Raw genomic sequence first — 23523 nt, forward strand, 5'->3', positions numbered from 1 at the left:
CATCGGCATGGATGCATGGTGGCCATCTGCCATCCGAACGGAATCCGAAGAGCGAGAGAAGGAAAGGGGGACGACGCCATGAGACTGCTGCTCGTCGAGGACGACGACCACGTCGCCGCCGCCCTGTCCGCGATCCTCGCCCGGCACGGCTTCCAGGTCACCCACGCCCGCAACGGCGAGGAGGCCCTTCAGGCGCTGCTGCCGGCCGGGGCGAAACCCTTCGGGGTGGTGCTGCTGGACCTCGGCCTGCCCGACCAGGACGGATACGAGGTCTGCGGCAAGATCCGCAAGCGCACCAGCACGCCCGTGATCATGGTGACGGCCCGCGGTGACGTCCGCTCCCGCATCCACGGCCTGAACATGGGCGCCGACGACTACGTGGTCAAGCCGTACGACACCGGCGAACTCCTCGCCCGCATCCACGCCGTCGCCCGTCGCACCGGCGGCTCCGAGGACACGACCGGCACCGACGGCCCGCCCGGCGATCCCGGTGTGGTCCGGCTCGGCCCGGTCGTCGTCGAGCTGCCCACCCGCCGCGTCACCGTGAACGGCACCGACGTCCCCCTCACCCGCAAGGAATTCGACCTCCTGGCCCTGCTCGCGCAGCGGCCCGGGGTGGTCTTCCGCCGCGAGCAGATCATCAGCGAGGTCTGGCGCACCAGCTGGGAGGGCACCGGCCGCACCCTCGAAGTGCACGTCGCCTCGCTGCGCTCCAAGCTCGCCATGCCCGCGCTCATCGAGACCGTCCGCGGGGTGGGCTACCGGCTCGTCACCCCGGCCGCGCCCTAGCGGGGCCCCGCCGTGCGCGCACGCCTGCTCCCGCTCCTCGTCATCCTGATGGCGGGCGTGCTGCTCGCCCTCGGCTTCCCGCTCGCCGTCAGCCTCGCCGCCGCCCAGCAGCAGCGGGTGGTGGTCGACCGGATCGACGACAGCGCCCGGTTCGCCGCCCTCGCCCAGTTCGTCATCGACGCCGAGGGCTCCGGCGCCACCGGCGCCGACGAGCGGCGCGACACCCTCCAGCTGGAACTCGCCCGCTACCACGAGCTGTACGGCATCCGCGTCGGCATCTTCTACCGCGACGACAACGCCATGGTCCGCGCCCCCGGCTGGTGGCAGCTGCCCGACTCCGGCGAGGCCCGGCGCTCCTTCGAGGAGGCCCTCGCCGGCCGCCGCAGCCACGACCCCGGACAGGTCTGGCCCTGGCAGGTCAACGGCAGACTCCTCGTCGTCTCCCCGGTCGTCCTCGACGGAGACGTGGTCGCCGTCGTCGCCACCGAATCACCCACCGACCAGATGCGCGCCCGGATCCTGCACGGCTGGCTGCTCATCGCCGCCGGGCTCGCCGCCGCCATGCTGGCCGCGTTCGGCGCCGCACTGCGGCTGACCGGCTGGGTGCTGAGGCCCGTCCGGACCCTGGACGCCGCCGCCCACGGCATCGCCACCGGACGCATGAACTCCCGCGTCGCCGCCGCGAGCGGCCCCCCGGAACTCAGACGCCTGGCCCGCTCGTTCAACGAGATGGCCGACAACGTCGAAGAGGTACTGGAGCAGCAGCGGGCGTTCGTCGCGGACGCCTCCCACCAGCTGCGCAACCCGCTCGCCGCGCTGCTCCTGCGCATCGAGCTCCTCGCCCTCGAACTCCCCGAGGGCAACGAGGAGATCGCCTCCGTGCGCACCGAGGGCAAACGCCTGGCCCAGGTCCTCGACGACCTCCTCGACCTGGCACTGGCCGAACACGCCTCCGCCGAGATCAGCCTCACGGACATCGGTGCCCTCGCCGCTGAACGGGTGGCCTCCTGGCGGCCGTACGCCGAGGAGAAGGGCGTACGGCTCCGCGAGACGGGCCGCTCCGCCGTCACCGGCTGGGCCGACCCCATCGCCCTGTCCAGCGCGCTCGACGCCGTCATCGACAACGCCCTGAAGTTCACCCCGGCGGGTGAGGAGGTCGAGGTCTCCGTCTCCGCCGAGGGCTCCAGCGCCCTCGTGGTCGTCGCCGACCGGGGGCCCGGCCTGACCGAGGACGAACTGCTGCGCGTCGGCGACCGCTTCTGGCGCAGCAGCCGCCACCAGAACGTCAAGGGGTCCGGACTGGGCCTGTCGATCTCCCGCGCCCTGCTCGCCACCGGCGGCGGCACCCTCTCCTACGCCAAGAACCCGCCGCACGGCCTGCGCGTGACGGTGGCCGTGCCGCGCACCGGCCCGGACGCAGGCTGAGCCCCCGCCGCCGCGTCACCACCGGAATGCGGCGCGGGCCGGGGCCGAGACCGCGTACGTCTCGTCCACCGCCCGCAGCTCCAGGGCGGCCGCCCGCTCCCGCCCGGCGCGGACCAGGCGGGGCAGGTACAGGGCGGTGCCACAGGTGCCGGCCAGGAAGCGCCGGGTGCCGTCGGGCAGGTGCCGGTACAGCTCGTAGTGCCGGACCGGCCCGGCCGCCCGGCCCCAGGACAGCCGGAGCTCGGCCTCCGCACCCCGCCGGGCCGAGGCGTCGACCCCGAGGCGGGAGGGCGGGGCCGGGTGCCGGGCGGCGGTGGTGTCGCGTACCGACAGGGCTCCGAGCCGCCAGGACACCGGCTTCGTCCCCCGCGCGGTGATCCGTACGGCGAGGGCGTACGCCGTCTCCCCGGCCAGCGCCGCGAGGGGGATCCGGGAGGTCCGCCAGCCGGCGCCGGCCGTGCCGGCCCGCAGCCAGGTGTACGGGACGGGCTCGCCCGGGGCGGCCGGCGGGCGGAGCGCGACCCCGAGCTCGATGCCGAGCGGGTCCGGGCCGCCCGTGTGGACCAGCTCGGCGACCGTGGCGGGGGTCAGCGGCAGCCGGACGGCGTGCAGGCCCACGGCGGCGGGGGCGGTGAGGGCGCCCGCCACGAGCAGGCTGGAACCGCCGCGCCAGGCGTCCGCGAAGTCCAGGGAGACGTCCGGGCGTTCGCCCACGGTGTCCACCACCCAGCGGCGGCCCGGGAGCCGGTCCTGGAGCCCCAGGTGGTTCCAGGGCTCCTCCGAGACGGCCCGGCCCCCCTCGTACCAGCGCAGCCCGTGCCCCGTGTTGAAGGAGCAGGCGAACGGGAGCCCGGCGACGGTGGACCGGTCGGCGACGGCCGTCGCGGGCGCCCGCCAGACCGCACCGGGCGCGGGCCGCGCCGGATCCAGGGACTCGCCCGTCCAGAACCGGTCGTCGGCCCGGTGGAAGGCGCCGGGGGAGCGGTCCGCCAGGTGGTTGCGGGTCCATTCGGGCCGGTAGAGGCCGAGGCTGACGACGTGATCGCGGCCGCGCGGCACGATCGCGTCCCAGCGCACCTCGGAGTCCCAGCCGCGGGACTCCACGTCCACCGCGGCCCACAGCTCGTGACGGGAGCGGCCCAGCCGCTCGGCGAGGGAGGCGGAGGAGACCAGGGAACCGGGCGTCCAGCGGAAGTCCACGAACATCGTGTCCGCGACCCGGCCCGCCCGGTCCTCGAAGAACTCCTGGTTGAGCGCGTCCAGCGCCCCCCGCCAGCCCACCGCGCCCGTGCTGTTCATGGCGTCGTACCAGGTGATGCGCAGCCCGCTGGGCTCCCCGGCGGCCCGCAGGGCGCGCAGGAACTCCCGCATCCGCCCGGCCAGGGCGCTGTCGCCGCCGTCCGTCTCGGCGTTGACGAACCAGCCGTCGAACCCGTACGCCACCGCCACCTCGGCCAGCTTCTCCGCGAGCGGGAAGCGGCCGTCGGCCTCGCGCCGGACCAGGTCCCGGGTCCAGCGCAGGTCGCCGCCGTAGGCGACGGGCGGCAGGAAGACGTTGCCCAGGACCCGCACCCCGTTGCGGTGGGCCGCGTCGACCACGGGCGCGTTCGGGGCGAGGATCAGCCCCTCGCCGGCCGAACCGCCCCAGAACACCAGCTCGTCGAGGTACGCCCAGTGCGTCAGTGCGTAGAAGTCGGCGGTCGCCGAGCCCTGGGAGGGGTTCCGGGCGGTGGGTCCGAAGGAGACGAGGGTGGTGATCCGGGCCTGTCCCGTCCGGGCATCCGGGTTCGCCGGGACCGGGGTGAACCGTGGGGCCAGCGGGACGCTCGCGGTGTTGTGCGCCAGGTCCGGATCGGAGTGCGGGCTCCACTCCTTGAGGGAGCGCCAGACGATCCCCGGGCCGGGCGTCCCCCCGGGGAGGGAATCGGGGAACCAGTAGGAGGCGTACGGGGCCAGGCCGCCGGGCTCCGTCACGGGGGCGGCCCCGGCGGGGGCCGGGGAGGAGGCGAGCAGGGCGGCGGCACCGGCCCCGGCGCCCAGGGCCAGGACGGTGCGGCGCGCCGGCCGTAAGGGGGCGGCGCTACGAGGACCGGCGCCGTTGCCGGGTTCGGACATGCGGGGGCTCCTCGGGGCAGGGGGTGGTCGGGGCGGTTGGGGCGCACGGGGCGCACGGGGCGGCCGGGATCGCCGGGATGGTCGGGGGCGGGCGGGCGGTTCAGACGGGTGCCGGGCGGGTCAGGTCATGACGTCCTGCACCCGGAGCACCTCCGTGATGCCGCGGGCCGCCAGCCGCTCCGCGTCCTGCGCCTGCTCCGCCCGCACCACCGCCGGACGCACCCCCTTCGCCGCCAGGACCGCCCAGGCCTCGAAGAAGGCCCCCCCCGGGGCGCAGACCGACCGCCCCGACCCGGTGTCCAGGGCCAGCGCGGTGGACCGTACGGGCGGGCGGTGCTCCCGCCCCCGCCAGGCCCCGGCGATCCGGGCGACCACCGCCCCGGCGGGCTTGGTCCGGCCGTCGTTGGTCAGCAGGCCCAGCCCGTACTCCAGCTCGGGGAAGTCCGCCAGCTCCCGGGACACGTCGTGCGAGCACCACCAGGTGACCCCCCACAGACCGGGGCAGTCCAGCGCGGCCGCCAGGGTGGCCTCGGTGAACTCCGCCGCGTGCTCGGGCGGGACCAGCGGCGCGGGCGCCCCGACCTCCTGGAGCCACACCGGGCGGCCCGGGTCCTCGGCCCAGGCCTTGGACAGCTCGATCAGGTACGCGGCGTGCTGCTCGGTGGCCGTCCCGGCGCGCCCGTGGCGCTGCGCGGTGCCGTTGAACACCCACGCGTGCACGGCGGTCGCCGCGCCCAGCCGGGCCGCCTGGGCAGGCGTGAAGGGGTGCCCGTCCCGGAACCACACGGCGTCGTACTCGGCGTGCAGGTGGAACCGGCCGGGCGCGCCCTCCTCGCAGGCGGCCAGCATCCGCTCCAGCCAGCGCTCCGCCTGGGCGGCGGTGATCCGGTCGGGGTCGGGGTGGGGCGCGTCGGAGAACAGGTTGACCTCGTTCCCGACCGTCATCCCCAGGAAGTTCGGGCGGCCGGCGAGGGCCCCGGCCAGGGTGCGCAGGTACTCCTCCTGCGCGGCCACCACGTCGGGATCGGTGAAGATCCCGCGCCGGTGCCAGGTCGCGGTCCAGGCGGGCAGGAAGTCGAAGCTGGACAGGTGCCCCTGGAGGCCGTCCACGTGCACGTCGAGGCCGCGTTCGGCGGCCGCTTCGGCGAGCGCCACGAGCTGTTCGACGGCGCGCGGCCGGATCAGGGTCCGGTTCGGCTGGAAGAGCGGCCACAGCGGGAAGACCCGCACGTGGTCCAGGCCGAGCGCGGCGACCGAGTCCAGGTCGGCCCGCACCTCGTCGGCGTCGAAGTCCAGCCAGTGGTGGAACCAGCCCCGGGCGGGGGTGTAGTTCACGCCGAAGCGCAGGGTGCGGGGGTGGGCGGCGCGGTCCATGAGGGGTCCCGGAGTTCAGGGGGGAATTCGCCGGACGCCCACAAACTGCCGGGCCGGTCCACGGGAAGTCAACAGGGCCTCGGGAGGCCGCCGTCCGAATTCCGGCGAGCGGGGTACTTATGCGCTTCAGCCGTTCTGGCAGCAGGGCGGCGGGCAGGAACGGTCCCCGGAGCTAATGCGGTTTAGTACGGGCGCGCGTACCGGTGCCGACGGTGAAAGGGGCAGGGGAATTCAGGCCGTGCCGGAGGCCGCGGGGAGCGGCCGCCGGTGCGGACCACCGGGGCCGGATCGCGTACGGTCCGGCCAACGAGTCCACGTCGACCACGTCACCGAGGGATGAGGCAGGCACGGCCATGGCCCGCAGACCCACCATCAAGGACATCGCCCGCCAGGCCGGGGTGTCGGAGAGCGCCGTCTCCTTCGCGCTGAACGGCAAGCCGGGCGTCTCCGAGGACACCCGCGCCCGGATCCGCGGGGTCGCACAGGAGCTCGGCTGGCAGCCCAACAGCGCCGCCCGGGCCCTGTCCGGCGAACGCTCCGGCGCCGTCGGGCTGGTCCTGGCCCGTCCCGCGCACACCCTCGGCGCCGAGTCCTTCTTCCTGCGGCTCGTGTCCGGCATCCAGGAGGTGCTGTCGGCCGCCGGGACCGCCCTGCTCTTCCAGGTGGTGGAGGACGTCGAGGCCGAGTGCGCGGTCTACCGGCGGTGGTGGGCCGAGCGGCGGGTGGACGGGGTCCTCGTCGTCGACCCCCGCACCCGCGACCCGCGGCCCGCCCTCCTGACCGGGCTGGGGCTCCCGGCGGTCGTGATAGGGGGCGGCGCTGGAACGCCTCCGGACGCCTGGGACCCGGAGGGCGCCGGGGGCCCCGGGACCCCGCCCCCGTCGACCGCGGCACTGCCCGGCGCGGCGGCCGGGGCTGCGGGGTCCGCCAGGGCTGCCGGGTCCGCGTCTGTCGGGTCTGGGTCCGCCAGGTCCGCCGGGTCCCGGGCCGCCGGGTCGGGGTCTGGGGCCGCCGGGTCGGGGCCTGTCGGGGCTGCCGTGAGCGCTGGGTCCGCCGGGTCCGCCGTACCCCCGCCGGACGGCGGGGCGTGGGCGTGGGCGGGCGCAGGGACGGGCGGCGGGGCTGCCGGGCTCTCGGCCGTGCGGGCCGACGACGCGCGGGCCATGACCGAGGTCCTGGAGCACCTCCACGCCCTCGGCCACCGCCGCATCGTCCACATCGCCGGCCTGCCCGGACTCGCCCACACCGCCCGCCGGGTGGCCGCGCTGCGCGCCGAGGCCGACCGGCTCGGGCTGCCGCCCGGCCGGGTGCGCTCGGTGCCCACGGACTACTCCGACACCGAGGGCGCCGCCGCCACCCGACGGGTCCTCGCGGAGCCGGAGCCGCCGACCGCACTGGTCTACGACAACGACGTGATGGCGGTGGCGGGCAGCGCGGTCGCCGCCGGACTGGGCATCCCCGTGCCCGGCCGGCTCTCCATCGTCGCCTGGGACGACTCGGCCCTCTGCCGGGTCACCCACCCCCCGCTGACCGCCCTGGTCCGCGACACCGCCGGATTCGGCCGGCTCGCCGCCGAGGAACTGCTCCACGTCCTGGCCGGCGGCCCGCCCCGGGTCCGCGAGAGCGAGCTGCCCCGGCTGGAACCCCGCGGGAGTACCGCCCCGCCCCCGGCCGCATACTGAAATCCGGCCCCTCTCCAGGAGTTCAGGAGCGCCCCCGTGACCACCCCCACCTCAGCCTTCCCCCTGCCGCGCGCGGCCGCGGCGGCGTCCGCCGCGGCCGAAGCCACCGGTCCGACCGTGGCCGTCGACATCGGGGGGACGAAGATCGCCGGGGCGCTGGTCCACCCCGACGGCACGATGACCGCGGCCACCCGCCGCCCGACCCCGCGCGGGACGGACCCGGAGGCGGTCATGGCGGCGGTCACCGAGGTGGTCGCGGACCTGTCCGCGGACCCGCTGTGGGAGCGGGCCGTCCGCTGCGGCATCGGCAGCGCGGGCCCGGTCGACACCTCGCGGGGCACCGTCAGCCCGGTCAACATCGAGGCCTGGCGCGGTTTCCCCGTCCAGGAGCGGGTCGCCGCCGAACTGGGCGCCCGCGGGGCCCGGATCCCGGTCGTCCTGGCCGGCGACGGGGTGGCCATGACGGCGGCGGAGCACTGGCTCGGCGCCGCCCGGGGGCATGCGAACGCCCTGTGCATGGTGGTCTCCACCGGGGTCGGGGGCGGGCTGATCCTCGACAACCAGCTCCACGCCGGACCCACCGGCAACGCCGGCCACATCGGCCACATCAGCGTCGCGTTCGACGGCGAGCCGTGCGTCTGCGGCGGGCGCGGCTGCGTCGAATCCCTCGCCTCCGGCACCGCCATCGCCCGCTGGGCCCTCGACCAGGGCTGGACCGGCCCCGACCCGACGGCTGCGGGCGTGGCCGCCTCCGCCGCGGCGGGCGACCCGGTCGCACTGGCCGCCTTCGACCGCGCCGGGCGCGCCCTGGCCGCCGCCATCGCGGCCACCGCCACCCTGGTCGAGACCGACATCGCGGTGATCGGCGGCGGGGTCGCCGCCAGCGGGGACACCCTCTTCGGGCCGGTCCGGCGCCACCTGGCCTCGTACGCCACCCTGTCCTTCGTCGCGGACCTCCGGGTCGTCCCCGCCGCCCTCGGCACCGACGCCGGGCTCATCGGGGCGGCGGCCGCCGCGAGGATGCTGGCGCCGGCCGGCTGACGGGGCGGGGGCTACGGCTTGACGGAGCGGTAGTACCGCCGCGCCCCCTCGTGGAGGTCCAGCGGGTCGGTGTAGATCGCCGTCCGCAGGTCCACCAGCTGCGCCGCGTGCACCTCGTGCCCGATCCGGTCCCGGCTCTGGATCACCGTCTGGGTGAACTGCTCCGTCAGCCGGGCGTTCGTGCCCTCCTTGGTGACCAGCAGGTTCGGGACGGCCAGCGTGGCCACCGAAGAGGTGTTGCGGGCCCGCGCGTACGCGTCCTGCGGCATCACCGCCGCGCGGTAGTACCGCGCCGGGCTGCCGCTCGCCTGGAGCTGCTCCACGAGGTCGCCCAGCTGGACGAGCCGGATGTCGAAACGCTCCGACAGCTCGCGCACCGCGTTCGTCGGCAGGCCGCCCGACCAGAAGAAGGCGTCGATCCGCCCTGCCTGCAGTTCCGCCGGCATGGTGTCGATGCCGATCGCTACGGGGGTGATGTCGTGGAGCGGGTCCAGCTTGGCCGCCCGCAGCAGCCGGTCCGCGATCAGCCGGACCCCGGAGCCGTCCTGCCCGACCGCGACACGCTTTCCCCGCAGGTCGCGGGCCGACTGCACCGGCGACCCGGCGGGCACCACCAGCTGGACGTAGTCGTCGTACAGCCGGGCGCAGCCGCGCAGCTGCTCCGCGCCCGGCTTGCCGTCGGCCCGGTACTGGCCGACCGCGTCGGCCGTCGCGATGGTGAAGTCCGCCTCGCCGGACGCCACCCGCTGGAGGTTCTGCTGCGAGCCCTCACTGGTCTCCAGCCGCACCTTGACCCCGGGCATGTCCTGCGCGAGCGCCTGCTCCAGCAGCTGCCCGTAGCGGTGGTAGACGCCGGTGCGGACACCCGTGCTGAAGGTGAGCTTCCCGGTGAGCGCGGGCTCCCCGAAGGGGCGCAGCCACCACAGCAGCACCCCGAGCACGGCCAGCACGGCAACCAGCCCCACGAGGAGGCGGCGCGCGCTGACACGGGGTGGTACGAGGGGCATGCCCGCGATCCTCCCACCCGCCCCACCGTCCTGTCACGACGCGCCCCCACCCCGCCCCACCGCACCCCCGCCCAGGGCGCCCGGCCCCGCCCCGCCCCACCGCACCCCGACCAGGCCGCCCGGCCCCGCCCCGCCCCATCGCACCCCGACCAGGCCGCCCGGCCCCCGCCTCCGAGGCGCCGGGGCCCCCTGGCCCGGGTCCGCTCCCGGGGCCGGGCTCTCGGCCCCCGCCTCCGAGGCGCCGGGGCCGGCGGAGTCGGTGGGCGTCGGGGCTACCCGCGAGGGGCCGGTTCCGGGGGCAGGGCCGTCCGGAGGCGGGTCAGCAGGGCGCGGGCCGCCGGGCCGGACGGGCCGTCGGTGCGCCAGGCCAGCGCCACCCGGCCGCTCAGCTCCGGCTCCGTGATCCGCAGCACCCGCACCCCAGGGCCCGCCTGCGCGTGCGCCCCGTCCGGGATCACCGCCACACCCAGCCCCCGCTTCGCCAGCCGGGCCAGTACCGCGGGCGCGGCCGCCTCGAAGTCCACCCGGGGCGTGAATCCCGCCTCCGCACAGGCCCGCTCCAGCACCCCGCGCATCCCCGTCCCGCGCGGCAGGCCGATCAGCGGCCGCCCCCGCAGCGCGGCCAGCGGAATCGTTCCGTCCACGGCCTCCCCGACGAGGGGGTCACCGGCCCGTACCGCCGCCACCAGCGGCTCGTCGAGCAGGAGCCGCGCGGTGATCCCCTGCGGCGGCTCCCCGGCCAGCCCGACCACCGCAAGGTCCAGCCGCCCCTCCCGCAGCGCGCCCAGCATCCGCTCCGAGGTGTCCTCGGTCAGCGACATCTCCACCCGCGGGTACGCGTCGTGGAAGTCGCCGAGCAGCGCCACCAGGTCCAACGAGTCCATCGCCGCCCCGGCCGCCCCCGGTATGAGCCCCAGCGCCACCCGGCCCCGCAGCAGCCCGGAGAACTCGTCGGCCGTCCGCCGGACCCCCTCCACCGCCGCCAGCGCCGCCCGCGCGTGGACCAGTACCGCCTCGCCCGCCTCCGTCGGCGTCACCCGCCGCCCCGACCGGTCCAGCAGCCGCTGCCCCAGCTCCCGCTCCAGCTGCCCGACCTGCGCGCTCACCCCCGGCTGGGACACGTGCAGCCGTCCCGCGGCCCGGGTGAAGCCGCCCTCCTCCACGACCGCCACGAAGTACCTCAGCTGAGCAAGTTCCATGACCGGTGATGCTAGAGCGCGGGGCCGCCCCGCTCCCGGCCTCCCGTACGGGGGACGGGGGGCTCCCCGGCACCGCCTACCCTTGTTCCATGACCAGCAGCAGCGACCGGAGCCCGGCAGTGGTGGACCCCAAGGGAACTTACGAGGTGCGCACCTACGGGTGCCAGATGAACGTGCACGACTCCGAGCGACTCTCCGGTCTGCTGGAGGACGCCGGCTACGTCCGGGCCCCCGAGGGCTCCGACGGGGACGCCGACGTGGTCGTCTTCAACACCTGCGCGGTGCGCGAGAACGCCGACAACAAGCTCTACGGCAACCTCGGCCGGCTCGCCCCGATGAAGACCAAGCGCCCCGGCATGCAGATCGCCGTCGGCGGCTGCCTCGCCCAGAAGGACCGCGACACCATCGTCAAGAAGGCCCCCTGGGTCGACGTGGTCTTCGGCACGCACAACATCGGCAAGCTGCCCGTCCTCCTGGAGCGCGCCCGCGTCCAGGAGGAGGCCCAGATCGAGATCGCCGAGTCGCTGGAGGCCTTCCCCTCCACCCTGCCGACCCGCCGCGAGTCCGCGTACGCCGCCTGGGTGTCCATCTCCGTCGGCTGCAACAACACCTGCACCTTCTGCATCGTCCCGGCGCTGCGCGGCAAGGAGGAGGACCGCCGTCCCGGCGACATCCTCGCCGAGGTGGAGGCGCTGGTCGCCGAGGGCGTCTCGGAGATCACCCTGCTCGGCCAGAACGTCAACGCCTACGGCAGTGACCTCGGCGACCGCGAGGCCTTCAGCAAGCTGCTGCGCGCCTGCGGGCAGATCGAGGGCCTGGAGCGGGTCCGCTTCACCTCCCCGCACCCGAAGGACTTCACCGACGACGTCATCGCCGCCATGGCCGAGACCCCGAACGTGATGCCCCAGCTGCACATGCCGCTCCAGTCCGGCTCCGACCCGGTCCTGCGGGCGATGCGCCGGTCCTACCGGCAGGAGCGATTCCTCGGGATCATCGAGAAGGTCCGTGCCGCCATCCCGCACGCCGCGATCTCCACCGACATCATCGTGGGCTTCCCCGGCGAGACGGAGGAGGACTTCCAGCAGACCATGCACGTGGTCCGCGAGGCCCGCTTCGCCAGCGCCTTCACCTTCCAGTACTCCAAGCGCCCCGGCACCCCGGCCGCCGAGATGGAGGGGCAGATCCCCAAGGAGGTCGTCCAGGACCGCTACATGCGCCTGGTCGCCCTCCAGGAGGAGATCTCCTGGGAGGAGAACAAGAAGCAGGTCGGCCGCACCCTGGAGGTCATGGTCGCCGAGGGCGAGGGCCGCAAGGACGGCGCCACCGCCCGCCTGTCGGGCCGTGCCCCCGACAACCGCCTGGTCCACTTCACCAAGCCGGACGAGGAGGTCCGCCCCGGCGACGTGGTGACCGTGGAGATCACCTACGCGGCCCCGCACCACCTGCTGGCCGAGGGCGCGGTCACCGCCGTGCGCCGCACCCGCGCCGGCGACGCCTGGGAGAAGCGCAACGCGGCCCCGGCCCAGCCCCAGGGCGTCATGCTCGGCATCCCGACCCTCGGCGTCCCGGCCCCGCTGCCGGCGGCCACCACGGGCTGCGCGATCGACTGACCCGGGACCCACCCGGGACCCGCGGGACCCCTGGGGCCCCACCCGTGCGCCTTACCGGCACCGGCGCGGCGCCCCGCGGGGCGCCGCGCCGGGACCTCTGGCCCGATCGGCGGGACAGCGCCTAGGCTGCGGATCATGCTCGTAGCCGCCGCCGTCTGCCCCGCCCCGCCGCTCCTCGTGCCGGAGGTCGCCGCGGGCGCCGCCGCCGAACTCGACGACGCCCGTACCGCCTGCTCCGACGCGCTCGCCGTGCTGGCCGCCTCCCGGCCCGACGTGCTGGTCGTGGTCGGCTCCTGCGACGCCGACCACCAGGGGCCGTATCCGCAGGGCTCCCGCGGCTCCTTCCACGGCTTCGGCGCCGACATCGAGGTCCGGCTCGGCGAGGGCGAGGAGGGGCCGCGCCTGCTGCCGGCCTCCCTGGCCGTCGGCGCCTGGCTGCTGGGCCGCGCGCGCTGGGGCGCCGCCCCCGTCGAGGGGATCGGGGTCGCCGCCTCGCTGGAGGCAGCGCGCTGCCTGGAGACGGGCCGGGAGCTCGCCGCGGCCGACGAGCGGGTCGCGCTGCTGGTCATGGGCGACGGCAGCGCCTGCCGCACGCTCAAGGCCCCGGGCTACCTCGACGACCGCGCCGCCGCCTTCGACGCCGCCGCAGGCCGGGCCCTGGGCTCCGCCGACACCGACGCGCTGGCCGCGCTGGACCCCGTGCTCGCCGCCGAGCTCCAGGCGGCCGGGCGGGCGCCGTGGCAGGTGCTCGCAGGCGCCGCCGAGGGCGCGGGCCTGGGCGGACGGCTGCTGTACGAGGACGCCCCCTACGGGGTCGGCTACTTCGTGGCCGCCTGGTCCTGACCGGGGGCGCACCGTACGGCGAAGGGGCGCGGGACCCTCGGTCCCACGCCCCTTGATCCTGTCGGCGCCCCTCGGGGCGGCCCGCCTCAGGAAGCCGCCGGCGGCGTCGGCCCGCCAGGGGCGTCCTTGTGCGCGACCTTGCCCAGGGCGTCCTTCGCCTTGTCCGTACCGGTCGTGATCCGGTCGCTGTACTTGCCATGGGTCTTGGAGTCCACGACCTTGGCGACCTTGTCCAGGCCCTCGCCGATCCTGCCCTCGTGCTTCTGCGCGAGATCGCCGACCTTCTCCTTGGCCGGAGCGAGCTTGGCCTTCAGATTGTCGAGCAGGCCCATGGGTCACCTTCCTGGGGTCCCCCCGGACCGAGCCCGGGGGAGCGGTGGCTACGTACGGGCGCCCTCGCCGGCCTCGCTGTCCGCGGCCACCTCCGCCGACTGCTGCTTGGGAATCTCCACGGCGGCCTCCGCCGCGGGAGCCCCGGCCGCAGCCGCCTCGTCCTCCCCGGCACCGTCGGCCGGCTCGGTCGCCGCGGCCGGCGTCTCCGCCGCGGCGGCCTCGGCCGCGACCTCCTCGGTCACTGCCTCGTCCTTACGGCGAAAAATCCGGTCAAAAACGCCCATGTCTACTCCCATAACGTTACTCGTGCGGGTGAAGTTCCGCTGTGGCCGGACCGGCCTCCACCGGATGTGCGCCAGGCGCACGCCGGGCCGGAACCTCTTCAGGGCAACGACCCCGGCCACACCCCGTCACCTCACCCGATCGGGTACATGCCGCGGGGTTTGCGAGACTGTTCCGGTGAGGAATGCAGCCCCCGCCCCGCGGGTCATCGCCGTCGTCGGTCCCACCGCGGCCGGAAAGTCCGACCTGGGCGTCGCCCTGGCCCGCCACTTCGACGGGGAGGTCGTCAACGCCGACTCCATGCAGCTCTACCGGGGGATGGACATCGGCACCGCCAAGCTGACGATGGACGAGCGCGGCGGCGTTCCCCACCACCTCCTCGACATCTGGGACGTCACCGAGACCGCCAGCGTCGCCGAGTACCAGCGCCTCGCCCGCGCCGAGATCGACAAGCTCCTCGCCCAGGGCCGCACCCCGGTCCTCGTCGGCGGATCCGGGCTCTACGTCCGCGGCGCCCTCGACGCCATGGAGTTCCCCGGCACCGACCCCGAGGTCCGCGCCCGGCTGGAGGAGGAGGCCACCCTGCGCGGCCCCGGCGCCCTGCACGCCCGCCTCGCCGCCGCCGACCCGGCCGCGGCCGCCGCGATCCTGCCCAGCAACTCCCGCCGCATCGTCCGGGCCCTCGAAGTGATCGAGATCACCGGCAAGCCCTTCACCGCCAACCTCCCCGGCCACGAGTCCGTCTACGACACCGTCCAGATCGGCGTCGACGTGGCCCGCCCCGAGCTCGACGAGCGCATCGCGACGCGCGTCGACCGCATGTGGGAGGCCGGACTGGTCGACGAGGTCCGCGCCCTGGAGGCGCAGGGCCTGCGCGAGGGCATCACCGCCTCCCGCGCCCTGGGCTACCAGCAGGTGCTGGCCGCCCTCGCCGGCGAGTGCACCGAGGACGAGGCCAGGGCGGAGACCGTACGGGCCACCAAGCGCTTCGCCCGCCGCCAGGACTCCTGGTTCCGCCGCGACCCCCGCGTCCACTGGCTCAGCGGAGCAGCCGCCGACCGCGGGGAACTCCCCGGACTCGCGCAGTCGTTGGTCGAACGAGCGGTCACAGCCTGATCACGTGATGGCATCGGGAAGCTCCGTGCGCCCGTCGCAGGCCCCCGACCGTGCCATCATCAAACTTCTGAACAGTGGCGTGCGGAGTCCGAAGTGGGGAGGGCGCGTGGCTATGGAGGCCGGCCCTCGGCGAGACACCGGGCGGGACGACACCGAGCGGGGAACGGACGTACCCCTGTCCGCCCTCCCGGCGGTGACCGGCGAGCCCGCGGGCCCCGGCGCGCCGGGAGCCCCCGGCGGCCCGGACGGCCCCGACGGACTCGGCCTGCCCGCCGACCCCGCCCGGCTGACCACCGACGGCCCCGAAGCGCCCGAGCCCGGCAGCGAGACCGCCGACGCCCCCGCCGTCGAGGTCGAGCTGCGCCCCCAGCGCCGGCTGCGCATCTGGCAGATCGCCCCCATCGTGATGCTGGCCGCCGCCGGCTCCCTGATGTTCGCCTTCCCCCTCGCCTTCGAGTTCGGCGACGGCGGAGCGGTCGTCGCCATGCTCGGCTTCCTCATCAGCTCCTGCGCGGGCGGCTGGGGCATGATGGCCGCGCGCCGCGTCGGCTACTCCTGGCCGGGGCTCCCGCCCCGGGGCAGCGGCCGCCGCCCCGACTGGCGGATCGCCGGGCTGTACGCGCTGGTCGCGCTGGCCGTCGTCGCACTGGCCGTCTACCGGGTGGCGCGCCTGCGCTGACCAGCGCCGACACCGTGCTGACGGCGGCCTGACCGGATGCCGGGCCCACCAGCCGGGGCCGTGCCCCGCTCGGTACCATGGGCTCGTGACGCACACCACCCTCCCCTTCCTCAAGGGCCACGGGACCGAGAACGACTTCGTGATCGTCCCCGACCCGGACAACGCCGTCGACCTGCCGCCCACCGCCGTCGCAGCCCTGTGCGACCGCCGGGCCGGCATCGGGGCGGACGGTGTGCTGCATGTGGTGCGCTCCGCCGCCCACCCCGAGGCCGCGCACCTGGCCGACGAGGCCGAGTGGTTCATGGACTACCGCAACAGCGACGGCTCCGTCGCCGAGATGTGCGGCAACGGCGTGCGCGTCTTCGCCCGCTACCTCCACCACGCCGGCCACGTCGAGCCCGGCGACTTCGCGGTGGCCACCCGCGGCGGGGTCAAGCAGGTCCACCTCGCCAAGACCGGCGACGTCACCGTCTCCATGGGCCGCGCCCGGCTCCCCGAGGGCGAGGTCACCGTCTCCGTCGGCGAGCGCTCCTGGCCCGCGCGCAACGTGAACATGGGGAACCCGCACGCGGTGGCGTTCGTTGAAAGCCTCGACCACGCCGGCGACCTGTACAGCCCCCCGCCCTTCAGCCCGGCCTCCGCCTACCCCACCGGGGTCAATGTCGAGTTCGTCGTCGACCGCGGCCCGCGGCACGTCGCCATGCGCGTCCACGAGCGCGGCTCCGGCGAGACCCGCTCCTGCGGGACCGGCGCCTGCGCCGTCGCCGTGGCCGCCATCCGGCGCGACGGAGCCGACCCCGCCGTCACCGGTGAGCCCGTCTCGTACACCGTCGACCTGCCCGGCGGTACCCTCGTCATCACCGAACACCCCGACGGTCGCATCGACATGACCGGTCCGGCCGTCATCGTGGCCGCCGGCGAGTTCGAAGCGGACTGGCTCAGGGAAACTGCCTTCGCCTGAAGATTCCCTCTCTTGGGTGATCCGTTTCACGCTGAGCGAGAGGCGGACTGCGCCACGTGGTGGGGTCGGTAACATCAGGCACCGGCCCTGAGGGCTCACCCCATGCCCGCCACCGCCGGTCGAAGCAGCCGGAGGTGCCCATGAGTGCAGAGGCCACGAACCCCGAAGCACATGCAGAAGTGCGCCCTGAGCTGCGCAGACGTGGCCGTACCCGGCTCGATCTGCGCCGCCTGGGCCGAGCCGCCCTGCTCGGGCCCGCGTCCCGGGACCGCCTCCCGGACGCCATCGGACACGTAGCAGAAGCGCACCGCGCCCACCACCCGGATGCGGACCTCTCCATCCTGCGCCGCGCGTACCTCCTCGCGGAGTCCTCGCACCGCGGCCAGATGCGCAAGAGCGGCGAGCCGTACATCACGCACCCGCTCGCCGTCACCCTCATCCTGGCCGAACTCGGCGCCGAGACCACCACACTGACGGCCTCCCTGCTGCACGACACCGTCGAGGACACCGAGGTGACCCTCGATCAGGTGCGCGCCGAGTTCGGCGACGAGGTCGCCTTCATCGTCGACGGGGTCACCAAGGTCGAGAAGATCGACTACGGCGCCGCCGCCGAACCCGAGACCTTCCGCAAGATGCTCGTCGCCACCGGCAACGACGTCCGCGTCATGTCCATCAAACTCGCCGACCGGCTGCACAACATGCGCACCCTCGGCGTGATGCGCCCCGAGAAACAGGCCCGCATCGCCAAGGTCACCCGCGACGTCCTCATCCCGCTCGCCGAACGCCTCGGCGTCCAGGCCCTGAAGACCGAGCTGGAAGACCTCGTCTTCGCGATCCTGCACCCCGAGGAGTACGAGCGCACCCGCGCGCTCATCGCCGCCCACTGCGGCGCGGACGACCCCCTCCCCGCCATCGCCGAGTCCGTACGCACCGTCCTGCGCGAGGCGGGCATCAACGCCGAGGTGCTCGTCCGCCCCCGGCACTTCGTCTCCGTCCACCGCATCTCCCGCACCCGCGGCGAACTGCGCGGCCCGGACTTCGGCCGCATCCTCGTCCTCGTCGGCGAGAACGCCGACTGCTACGCCGTCCTCGGCGAACTCCACACCTGTTTCACCCCGGTCGTCTCGGAGTTCAAGGACTTCATCGCCGTCCCGAAGTTCAACCTCTACCAGTCGCTGCACACCGCCGTCGCCGTCCCCGAGGGCTACGTCGCCGAAGTCATCGTCCGCACCCGGCAGATGCACCGCGTCGCCGAAGCCGGCGTGGTCGCCCTCGGCAACCCGTACGCGACGGGCGAGGGCTCCGACTGCGAAGGAGTCGACCCCACCCGGCCCGGCTGGCTCTCCCGGCTCCTCGACTGGCAGCAGTCCGCGCCCGACCCCGACACCTTCTGGACCGGACTGCGCGCCGAACTCGCCCAGGACCGCGAGATCACGGTCTACCGCGCCGACGGAGGCACCCTGGCCCTGCCCGCCGGGGCCGGCTGTATCGACGCCGCCTACGCCCAGTACGGCGAAGCGGCCCACGGCTGTATCGGCGCCCGCGTCAACGGGCGCCTCACCTCCCTCTCCGCCCCGCTCTCCGACGGGGACACCGTCCAGTTGCTGCTCGCCCAGGACGCCTCCTCCGGGCCCGCCGCCGACTGGCTGGAGCACGCGAAGACCCCGGCCGCCCGCATCGCCATCAGCAGCTGGCTCCAGGCCCACCCCGAGGGGGCCGTACCCGCCGCCGCGGCCCCCCGCGCACCGCTCTCGGTGCCCGGGCTGCGCGGGGGCGGGGGCAACGCCGTCGCCGACCTCCCCGACGCGCACGTCCGCCTCGCCGGCTGCTGCACCCCCGTCCCGCCGGACGCGGTCGCCGGGTTCGTCGTACGGGGCGGCGCCGTCACCGTCCACCGGGTGCACTGCCCGGCCGTCGCCCAGATGCGGTCCCTGGGCCGCACCTCCGTCGCCGTGCACTGGCGGGCCACCGCCGACTGCCGCGTCACGCTGCTCGCCGAATCGTTCGGCCGCCCGCACCTGCTGGCCGATCTGACCGAGGCCATCGCCCGCCAGGGGGTCGAGGTGGTCTCCGCCACCGTCGAGCCGCCCGTGGAGCAGCGGGTCCGGCACAGCTACACCCTGCAGCTGCCCGACGCCTCCGTGCTGCCCGGGCTGATGCGGGCCATGCGGGACGTGCCGGGCGTGTACGACGTCAGCCGGGCCTGAGGGGGCCGGGGCCCGGGGCTGGGGGGAAGCGGGGGCCGGGGGGCCGCCGGGGGAGTCTCTCGTTCGGGTGGATCCGTCGCGCGCCGCGCGCGGGCCCGCGACGGGCGCTGGTAAGCGGTGGTGGATGCAGCTCTCCTCCCCGCGCCTGCGCGCCGCCCTGCTCGCCGCGGCCTCCCTCAGCCTCGTCGCCGCCGTGCTGCCGCCGCCCAAGCCCCTCGGCATCGGCGACCGGCTCTTCCCCGAGCTCGGCAACCCCGGGTACGACGTCATCTCGTACGACCTCTCCCTCACGTACAAGGACAACCGCAGCCCCCTCGACGCGGTGACCGCCATCGAAGCCCGTGCCCTGGCCCCGCTGGAGCGGATCAACCTGGACTTCACCCACGGGACGGTGGCCTCCGCCGAGGTCAACGGCGAACCCGCGCGGTTCGAGAGCGCGGGGGAGGACCTCGTACTGACTCCCGCGCACCCCGTCGCCGCGCACACCCCGCTGCGGATCACCGTCCGCCACACCAGCGACCCGCGCGGCTCGGCCGACGGAGGCTGGGTCACCACCGAGGACGGCCTGGCCATGGCCAACCAGGCCGACGCGGCCCACCGGGTCTTCCCCGGCAACGACCACCCCGCCGACAAGGCCTACTTCACCTTCCACGTCACCGCCCCCGAGGGCTACACCGTCGTGGCCAACGGCCTGCCCGGCGCGGTCCCCGCCGCGCGCGCCGCCGGGGCGACGGAGTGGACGTACCGGACCCTGCACCCGATGGCCACCGAGCTCGCACAGGTCTCCATCGGCCGCTCCGCCGTCCTCCAGCGCACCGGACCGCACGGGCTGCCGCTGCGCGACGTGGTGCCGGCCGCCGACCGGCAGCGGCTGGAGCCCTGGCTGCGCAAGACCGCCGGGCACATCGAGTGGATGGAGCAGCGGGTCGGCCGCTACCCCTTCGAGAACTACGGGGTACTGATCGCGCGGGCCCGCACCGGCTTCGAGCTGGAGACGCAGACCCTCTCCCTCTTCGAGAACGGCCTCTTCGCGGGGGAGGCCGAGGGCTACCCCGAGTGGTACGTCGAGGCCGTCATGGTCCACGAGCTCGCCCACCAGTGGTTCGGCGACAGCGTCACCCCGCGCACGTGGTCCGACCTGTGGCTCAACGAGGGACACGCCACCTGGTACGAGGCCCTGTACGCGGACGGGCTCGGCAAGTACTCCCTGGACCGGCGGATGCGCGAGGCCTACCAGCGCTCCGACCAGTGGCGGGCGGCAGGCGGCCCCCCGGCGGCCCCCAAGGCGGCGGCACCCGGGCAGAAGATCGGCCTGTTCCGGCCGGTGGTCTACGACGGGTCGGCGCTGATCCTCTACGCCCTGCGCGAGGAGATCGGCGCCCCCGCCTTCGACCGGGTCGAGCGGCGGTGGGTGGCGGGGCACAAGGACGGGACCGCGGGCACCGAGGACTTCGTGCGCCTCGCCTCCCAGGAGGCCGGACGCGACCTCACGGCCTTCCTGAACCCCTGGCTGTACGGGGAGAAGACCCCGCCGATGCCCGGCCACCCGGACTGGAGCGCCCCGGCGGCCAAGGCGGCCCCGCAGGCCGCTCCGAAGCCGGCCCCGCACGCCGCTCCGAAGGCTCTCCCCGCCCGGGCAGCGAAACCGGCCGGAAAAACGGTATGACGGGCCCGGAACGGGCATGTCACCATCGAAGCGGCCGACGACGGGGCGGACCGGGGAATCACCGGACCGGGTCCCGCGTTGGACGTGACAGAGACAGTCACGCTCGGCGGTACCTTTGGCCCTGACCGGCGCGCACGCAATCGAATCGACGTAAGGATCCAATGACCTCCTCTTCATCCCCTTCCCAGGACCCGCGGGACGCGCAGAACGTGCGGGACCCGCAGCGCTTCACCGAGAGCCTTCGGGCCGATGCCCTGATGGAAGAGGACGTCGCCTGGAGCCACGAGATCGACGGAGACCGGGACGGCGACCAGTTCGACCGCTCCGAGCGCGCGGCCCTGCGCCGCGTGGCCGGTCTCTCCACCGAGCTCGAGGACGTCACCGAGGTCGAGTACCGCCAGCTCCGCCTGGAGCGCGTGGTCCTCGTCGGTGTCTGGACCTCCGGCACGGTGAGCGACGCCGAGAACTCCCTCGCGGAGCTGGCGGCCCTCGCCGAGACGGCGGGCGCCCTCGTACTCGACGGTGTCATCCAGCGCCGCGACAAGCCCGACCCGGCCACCTTCATCGGTTCCGGCAAGGCCCGTGAGCTGCGCGACATCGTGCTGGAGAGCGGCGCCGACACCGTCGTCTGCGACGGCGAGCTCAGCCCCGGCCAGCTCATCGCCCTCGAGGACGTCGTCAAGGTCAAGGTCGTCGACCGGACCGCCCTCATCCTGGACATCTTCGCCCAGCACGCCAAGTCCCGAGAGGGCAAGGCGCAGGTCGCCCTCGCGCAGATGCAGTACATGCTGCCGCGACTGCGCGGCTGGGGTCAGTCGCTGTCCCGGCAGATGGGTGGCGGCGGCGGTGGCGGCATGGCCACCCGAGGCCCCGGTGAGACCAAGATCGAGACCGACCGGCGCCGCATCCGCGAGAAGATGGCGAAGATGCGCCGGGAGATCGCCGAGATGAAGACCGGCCGCGACATCAAGCGGCAGGAACGGCGCCGCAACAAGGTGCCCTCGGTCGCCATCGCCGGCTACACCAACGCCGGAAAGTCCTCCCTGCTCAACCGCCTCACCGGCGCGGGCGTCCTGGTGGAGAACGCACTGTTCGCCACCCTCGACCCGACCGTGCGCCGCGCCGAAACCCCGTCCGGCCGGATCTACACCCTGGCCGACACCGTGGGCTTCGTCCGGCACCTGCCCCACCACCTCGTCGAGGCCTTCCGCTCCACGATGGAGGAGGTCGGCGACTCCGACCTCATCCTGCACATCGTGGACGGCTCGCACCCGGCGCCGGAGGAGCAGCTGGCGGCGGTCCGCGAGGTCATCCGCGAGGTCGGCGCGGTCAACGTGCCGGAGATCGTGGTGATCAACAAGGCCGACGCCGCGGACCCGCTCGTCCTGCAGCGCCTGCTGCGCATCGAGCGGTACTCCATCGCCGTCTCGGCCCGCACCGGCCAGGGCATCGGGGAGCTCCTCGCGCTCATCGACAGCGAGCTGCCCCGGCCCGCCGTCGAGGTGGAGGCCCTCGTGCCGTACACCCGCGGCGGGCTGATCGCCCGGGCGCACGCCGAAGGCGAGGTGATCTCCGAGGAGCACACCCCGGAGGGCACCGTGCTCAAGGCGCGGGTCCACCAGGAACTCGCGGCGGAACTGGCGCCGTACGTCCCTGCCAAGCAGTAACGCCACCCGGCAACACCGAGGGCCCTCCGCGCGTGCGGAGGGCCCTCGGTCGTTTCGCGCCTGCCGGCGCAGCCGCGCTCAGCGCTTGAACTTGGCGCTCACCGCGTCGTAGATCCCCTTGGCCTCCGGACCCAGCTTCGGGCCGGCCAGCCAGCCCGCCTTCGCCGGGCCGATCGAGGTGTTCGACACCAGCGCGGGCTTGCCGTCGGCGCCCGTCGCGATCCAGCCGCCGCCGGAGGAGCCGCCCGTCATCGTGCAGCCGATGCGGTACATCACCGGGTCCTGCTGGCGCAGCGCCAGACGGCCCGGCTTGTCCGTGCACTGGTAGGCCTTCTGGCCGTCGAAGGGGGCCGCCGCCGGGTAGCCCGTCGCCGTCATGCCCGTGATCTTCGGGACGGCCGGGGCGTTGAACTCGACCGGCAGCGCCGTACCGACCGTCTCCTCCAGGGACTTGCCGTTACCGCCCTTCTCCGGGGTCACGTGCAGCACCGCGAAGTCGTACGGAGCGCCCGCACCGCCCGTCGGACCGCCGTTCGCGATCCACTGGTCGGAGGTCTGCGCCCAGTCGCTCCACCACACGCCGTACGGGGCCACCTGCTCGCGCGGCGCGCCCTTGAGCTCGGCCGCCGGCCGGCCCGCGTTGTTGTACGAGGGGACGAAGGCGATGTTGCGGTACCAGCCGCCGGCCTTGCCCGCGTGCACGCAGTGGCCCGCCGTCCAGACCAGGTTCGACTTGCCGGGGTGCGCGGGGTCCTTCACCACGGTCGCCGAGCAGACCATCGAGCCCTCGGGACCGTCGAAGAAGACCTTGCCGGACGCCGGAACGCTGGAGTGGTAGGGCGCGGCCGCGGCCTTGGCCGTCACCGGCGCCGGGGTCGGGTCCGTGACGCCCTGGTCCTTGCCCGCGTCGGGGTCGACGGACGGGCGCTGCGGCTGTTCCGCGTCACGCATCCGGTCCGGGTCCCAGAGGCCGTCGATGATGGGGTTGACGTAGTCGCCCGCCTCACGGAGCCAGTCGTCCTTGTTCCAGTTCTTCCACGCGCCCCCCTTCCACTTCTCCATGTCGAAGCCGTGCTGCTTGAGCTTGTCCTTGAGCTCTTGCGGGATCTTGATCGGGCCGTCCGCGGCGCCGCCGGACGGGAGGGGCGCTGCCACGGTCGGCTTGGCGTCGCCGCCGGCCTCCCCGTCGCCGGGTCCGCAGGCCGCGGCGGTCAGCGCGAGCGCGGCCGCGCACAGGGCCGCGGTGACCGGTCGGTTCGGTCGCATGTCGTAAGTCCCCCAGGTGCTTCGAGGTGTTGGGACGGTGTCGTCCAGGGTGCTTCGGTTCGCTTTCGCAGCACCCCACTATGCCGCCGCCGTTGAAGACGGCGGCCCCCGGGTCGGCGGTTCCGGGGTGCACCGGTGCTCTTGACGCCTGCTCACCCCGGGTACGGGGCCCGCCGTGACCGGATGCCGAAGGCCTTTCAACGCCCCCGGACCGCAAGGATCTTCGCCCGAACCCGTGATCCGCCGCCGTCACCGTCGTTG

General features: G+C 74.7%; 19 protein-coding genes. 12 read left to right on the forward strand and 7 right to left on the reverse strand.

What is annotated here, in order from left to right; translation table 11 throughout:
• Positions 1 to 78: 78 nt before the first annotated feature.
• Positions 79 to 789, forward strand: a complete 711-nt coding sequence (locus tag BX286_RS26990; RefSeq protein WP_079430102.1) for a response regulator transcription factor — start codon at positions 79 to 81, stop codon at positions 787 to 789.
• A 12-nt stretch (positions 790 to 801) separates the two neighbouring features.
• Positions 802 to 2214, forward strand: a complete 1413-nt coding sequence (locus BX286_RS26995; protein ID WP_121016514.1) for a HAMP domain-containing sensor histidine kinase — start codon at positions 802 to 804, stop codon at positions 2212 to 2214.
• 15 nt (positions 2215 to 2229) lie between these two features.
• On the opposite strand, the gene BX286_RS27000 is transcribed toward BX286_RS26995, so the two are convergent.
• Positions 2230 to 4329, reverse strand: a complete 2100-nt coding sequence (locus BX286_RS27000) for an endo-beta-N-acetylglucosaminidase (protein WP_121016516.1) — start codon at positions 4327 to 4329, stop codon at positions 2230 to 2232.
• Between the two features lie 120 nt (positions 4330 to 4449).
• A complete protein-coding gene (locus BX286_RS27005) occupies positions 4450 to 5703 on the reverse strand; it encodes a glycosyl hydrolase (RefSeq protein WP_121016518.1) in 1254 nt (417 codons plus the stop codon).
• Positions 5704 to 6056: 353 nt separating this feature from the next.
• On the opposite strand from BX286_RS27005, the gene BX286_RS27010 reads away from it, so the two are divergent.
• Positions 6057 to 7385 (forward strand): LacI family DNA-binding transcriptional regulator, encoded by a 1329-nt coding sequence (locus tag BX286_RS27010; protein ID WP_121016520.1) that lies wholly within the window; start codon positions 6057 to 6059, stop codon positions 7383 to 7385.
• A 63-nt stretch (positions 7386 to 7448) separates the two neighbouring features.
• Complete coding sequence (locus BX286_RS27015) at positions 7449 to 8426, forward strand: ROK family protein (RefSeq protein ID WP_398898902.1); 978 nt, start codon at positions 7449 to 7451, stop codon at positions 8424 to 8426.
• 11 nt (positions 8427 to 8437) lie between these two features.
• On the opposite strand, the gene BX286_RS27020 is transcribed toward BX286_RS27015, so the two are convergent.
• Both BX286_RS27020 and BX286_RS27025 read right to left on the reverse strand, forming a co-directional pair.
• A complete protein-coding gene (locus tag BX286_RS27020) occupies positions 8438 to 9433 on the reverse strand; it encodes a TAXI family TRAP transporter solute-binding subunit (protein WP_079430107.1) in 996 nt (331 codons plus the stop codon).
• Between the two features lie 272 nt (positions 9434 to 9705).
• Positions 9706 to 10632: a LysR family transcriptional regulator gene (locus BX286_RS27025; protein ID WP_121016522.1), complete on the reverse strand. Its 927-nt coding sequence runs from the start codon at positions 10630 to 10632 to the stop codon at positions 9706 to 9708.
• Between the two features lie 89 nt (positions 10633 to 10721).
• On the opposite strand from BX286_RS27025, the gene miaB reads away from it, so the two are divergent.
• Both miaB and BX286_RS27035 read left to right on the forward strand, forming a co-directional pair.
• Positions 10722 to 12242 carry a tRNA (N6-isopentenyl adenosine(37)-C2)-methylthiotransferase MiaB gene (gene miaB / locus BX286_RS27030; RefSeq protein WP_079430109.1) on the forward strand — a complete coding sequence of 507 codons (1521 nt, stop codon included), beginning with the start codon at positions 10722 to 10724 and terminating at the stop codon, positions 12240 to 12242.
• Positions 12243 to 12377: 135 nt separating this feature from the next.
• Positions 12378 to 13085, forward strand: coding sequence for a class III extradiol dioxygenase subunit B-like domain-containing protein (locus tag BX286_RS27035; RefSeq protein ID WP_121016524.1), 708 nt, complete (start codon positions 12378 to 12380; stop codon positions 13083 to 13085).
• An 86-nt stretch (positions 13086 to 13171) separates the two neighbouring features.
• Here the strand turns inward: BX286_RS27035 and BX286_RS27040 are convergent, their stop codons facing one another.
• Both BX286_RS27040 and BX286_RS27045 read right to left on the reverse strand, forming a co-directional pair.
• Complete coding sequence (locus BX286_RS27040) at positions 13172 to 13417, reverse strand: antitoxin (protein WP_079430111.1); 246 nt, start codon at positions 13415 to 13417, stop codon at positions 13172 to 13174.
• A 48-nt stretch (positions 13418 to 13465) separates the two neighbouring features.
• The gene (locus tag BX286_RS27045) at positions 13466 to 13660 is read right to left on the reverse strand and encodes a gliding motility protein (protein ID WP_398898811.1); all 195 of its coding nucleotides are present in this window, start codon (positions 13658 to 13660) and stop codon (positions 13466 to 13468) included.
• 217 nt (positions 13661 to 13877) lie between these two features.
• Between BX286_RS27045 and miaA the strand changes: the two genes are divergently transcribed.
• From miaA to hflX, 6 genes are all read left to right on the forward strand, one after another.
• Entirely contained in the window at positions 13878 to 14816 is a 939-nt protein-coding gene (gene miaA / locus BX286_RS27050; protein ID WP_079430112.1) for a tRNA (adenosine(37)-N6)-dimethylallyltransferase MiaA, read from the forward strand.
• A gap of 112 nt (positions 14817 to 14928) precedes the next feature.
• Positions 14929 to 15495 (forward strand): hypothetical protein, encoded by a 567-nt coding sequence (locus tag BX286_RS27055; protein WP_121016526.1) that lies wholly within the window; start codon positions 14929 to 14931, stop codon positions 15493 to 15495.
• A gap of 85 nt (positions 15496 to 15580) precedes the next feature.
• Positions 15581 to 16456 (forward strand): diaminopimelate epimerase, encoded by an 876-nt coding sequence (gene dapF, locus BX286_RS27060; RefSeq protein ID WP_100862732.1) that lies wholly within the window; start codon positions 15581 to 15583, stop codon positions 16454 to 16456.
• A gap of 140 nt (positions 16457 to 16596) precedes the next feature.
• The gene (locus tag BX286_RS27065; RefSeq protein ID WP_121016528.1) at positions 16597 to 18663 is read left to right on the forward strand and encodes a bifunctional (p)ppGpp synthetase/guanosine-3',5'-bis(diphosphate) 3'-pyrophosphohydrolase; all 2067 of its coding nucleotides are present in this window, start codon (positions 16597 to 16599) and stop codon (positions 18661 to 18663) included.
• A 124-nt stretch (positions 18664 to 18787) separates the two neighbouring features.
• Positions 18788 to 20329 carry a M1 family metallopeptidase gene (locus BX286_RS27070; protein WP_100862731.1) on the forward strand — a complete coding sequence of 514 codons (1542 nt, stop codon included), beginning with the start codon at positions 18788 to 18790 and terminating at the stop codon, positions 20327 to 20329.
• 161 nt (positions 20330 to 20490) lie between these two features.
• Positions 20491 to 21996: a GTPase HflX gene (hflX, locus tag BX286_RS27075; protein WP_079430117.1), complete on the forward strand. Its 1506-nt coding sequence runs from the start codon at positions 20491 to 20493 to the stop codon at positions 21994 to 21996.
• A 78-nt stretch (positions 21997 to 22074) separates the two neighbouring features.
• Here hflX and BX286_RS27080 read toward each other — a convergent pair whose 3' ends face one another.
• On the reverse strand, positions 22075 to 23262 hold the full coding sequence (locus BX286_RS27080) for a serine protease (RefSeq protein WP_079430118.1): 1188 nt from the start codon (positions 23260 to 23262) through the stop codon (positions 22075 to 22077).
• Positions 23263 to 23523: the final 261 nt, after the last annotated feature.

Source organism: Streptomyces sp. 3211.6 (assembly GCF_003634815.1).
GTDB classification, from domain to species: domain Bacteria; phylum Actinomycetota; class Actinomycetes; order Streptomycetales; family Streptomycetaceae; genus Streptomyces; species Streptomyces katrae_A.

What these genes read in the sequence shown, in the direction of transcription:
- BX286_RS27000 (WP_121016516.1), bottom strand. Translation starts at nt 4,329, where the DNA reads ATGTCCGAACCCGGCAACGGCGCCGGTCCTCGTAGCGCCGCCCCCTTA.
- BX286_RS27055 (WP_121016526.1), top strand. Translation starts at nt 14,929, where the DNA reads ATGGAGGCCGGCCCTCGGCGAGACACCGGGCGGGACGACACCGAGCGG.
- BX286_RS27020 (WP_079430107.1), bottom strand. Translation starts at nt 9,433, where the DNA reads ATGCCCCTCGTACCACCCCGTGTCAGCGCGCGCCGCCTCCTCGTGGGG.
- BX286_RS27065 (WP_121016528.1), top strand. Translation starts at nt 16,597, where the DNA reads ATGAGTGCAGAGGCCACGAACCCCGAAGCACATGCAGAAGTGCGCCCT.
- BX286_RS27080 (WP_079430118.1), bottom strand. Translation starts at nt 23,262, where the DNA reads ATGCGACCGAACCGACCGGTCACCGCGGCCCTGTGCGCGGCCGCGCTC.
- BX286_RS27035 (WP_121016524.1), top strand. Translation starts at nt 12,378, where the DNA reads ATGCTCGTAGCCGCCGCCGTCTGCCCCGCCCCGCCGCTCCTCGTGCCG.
- BX286_RS27040 (WP_079430111.1), bottom strand. Translation starts at nt 13,417, where the DNA reads ATGGGCCTGCTCGACAATCTGAAGGCCAAGCTCGCTCCGGCCAAGGAG.
- BX286_RS27005 (WP_121016518.1), bottom strand. Translation starts at nt 5,703, where the DNA reads ATGGACCGCGCCGCCCACCCCCGCACCCTGCGCTTCGGCGTGAACTAC.
- BX286_RS27010 (WP_121016520.1), top strand. Translation starts at nt 6,057, where the DNA reads ATGGCCCGCAGACCCACCATCAAGGACATCGCCCGCCAGGCCGGGGTG.
- miaB (WP_079430109.1), top strand. Translation starts at nt 10,722, where the DNA reads ATGACCAGCAGCAGCGACCGGAGCCCGGCAGTGGTGGACCCCAAGGGA.
- BX286_RS27070 (WP_100862731.1), top strand. Translation starts at nt 18,788, where the DNA reads ATGCAGCTCTCCTCCCCGCGCCTGCGCGCCGCCCTGCTCGCCGCGGCC.
- hflX (WP_079430117.1), top strand. Translation starts at nt 20,491, where the DNA reads ATGACCTCCTCTTCATCCCCTTCCCAGGACCCGCGGGACGCGCAGAAC.
- BX286_RS26990 (WP_079430102.1), top strand. Translation starts at nt 79, where the DNA reads ATGAGACTGCTGCTCGTCGAGGACGACGACCACGTCGCCGCCGCCCTG.
- BX286_RS27025 (WP_121016522.1), bottom strand. Translation starts at nt 10,632, where the DNA reads ATGGAACTTGCTCAGCTGAGGTACTTCGTGGCGGTCGTGGAGGAGGGC.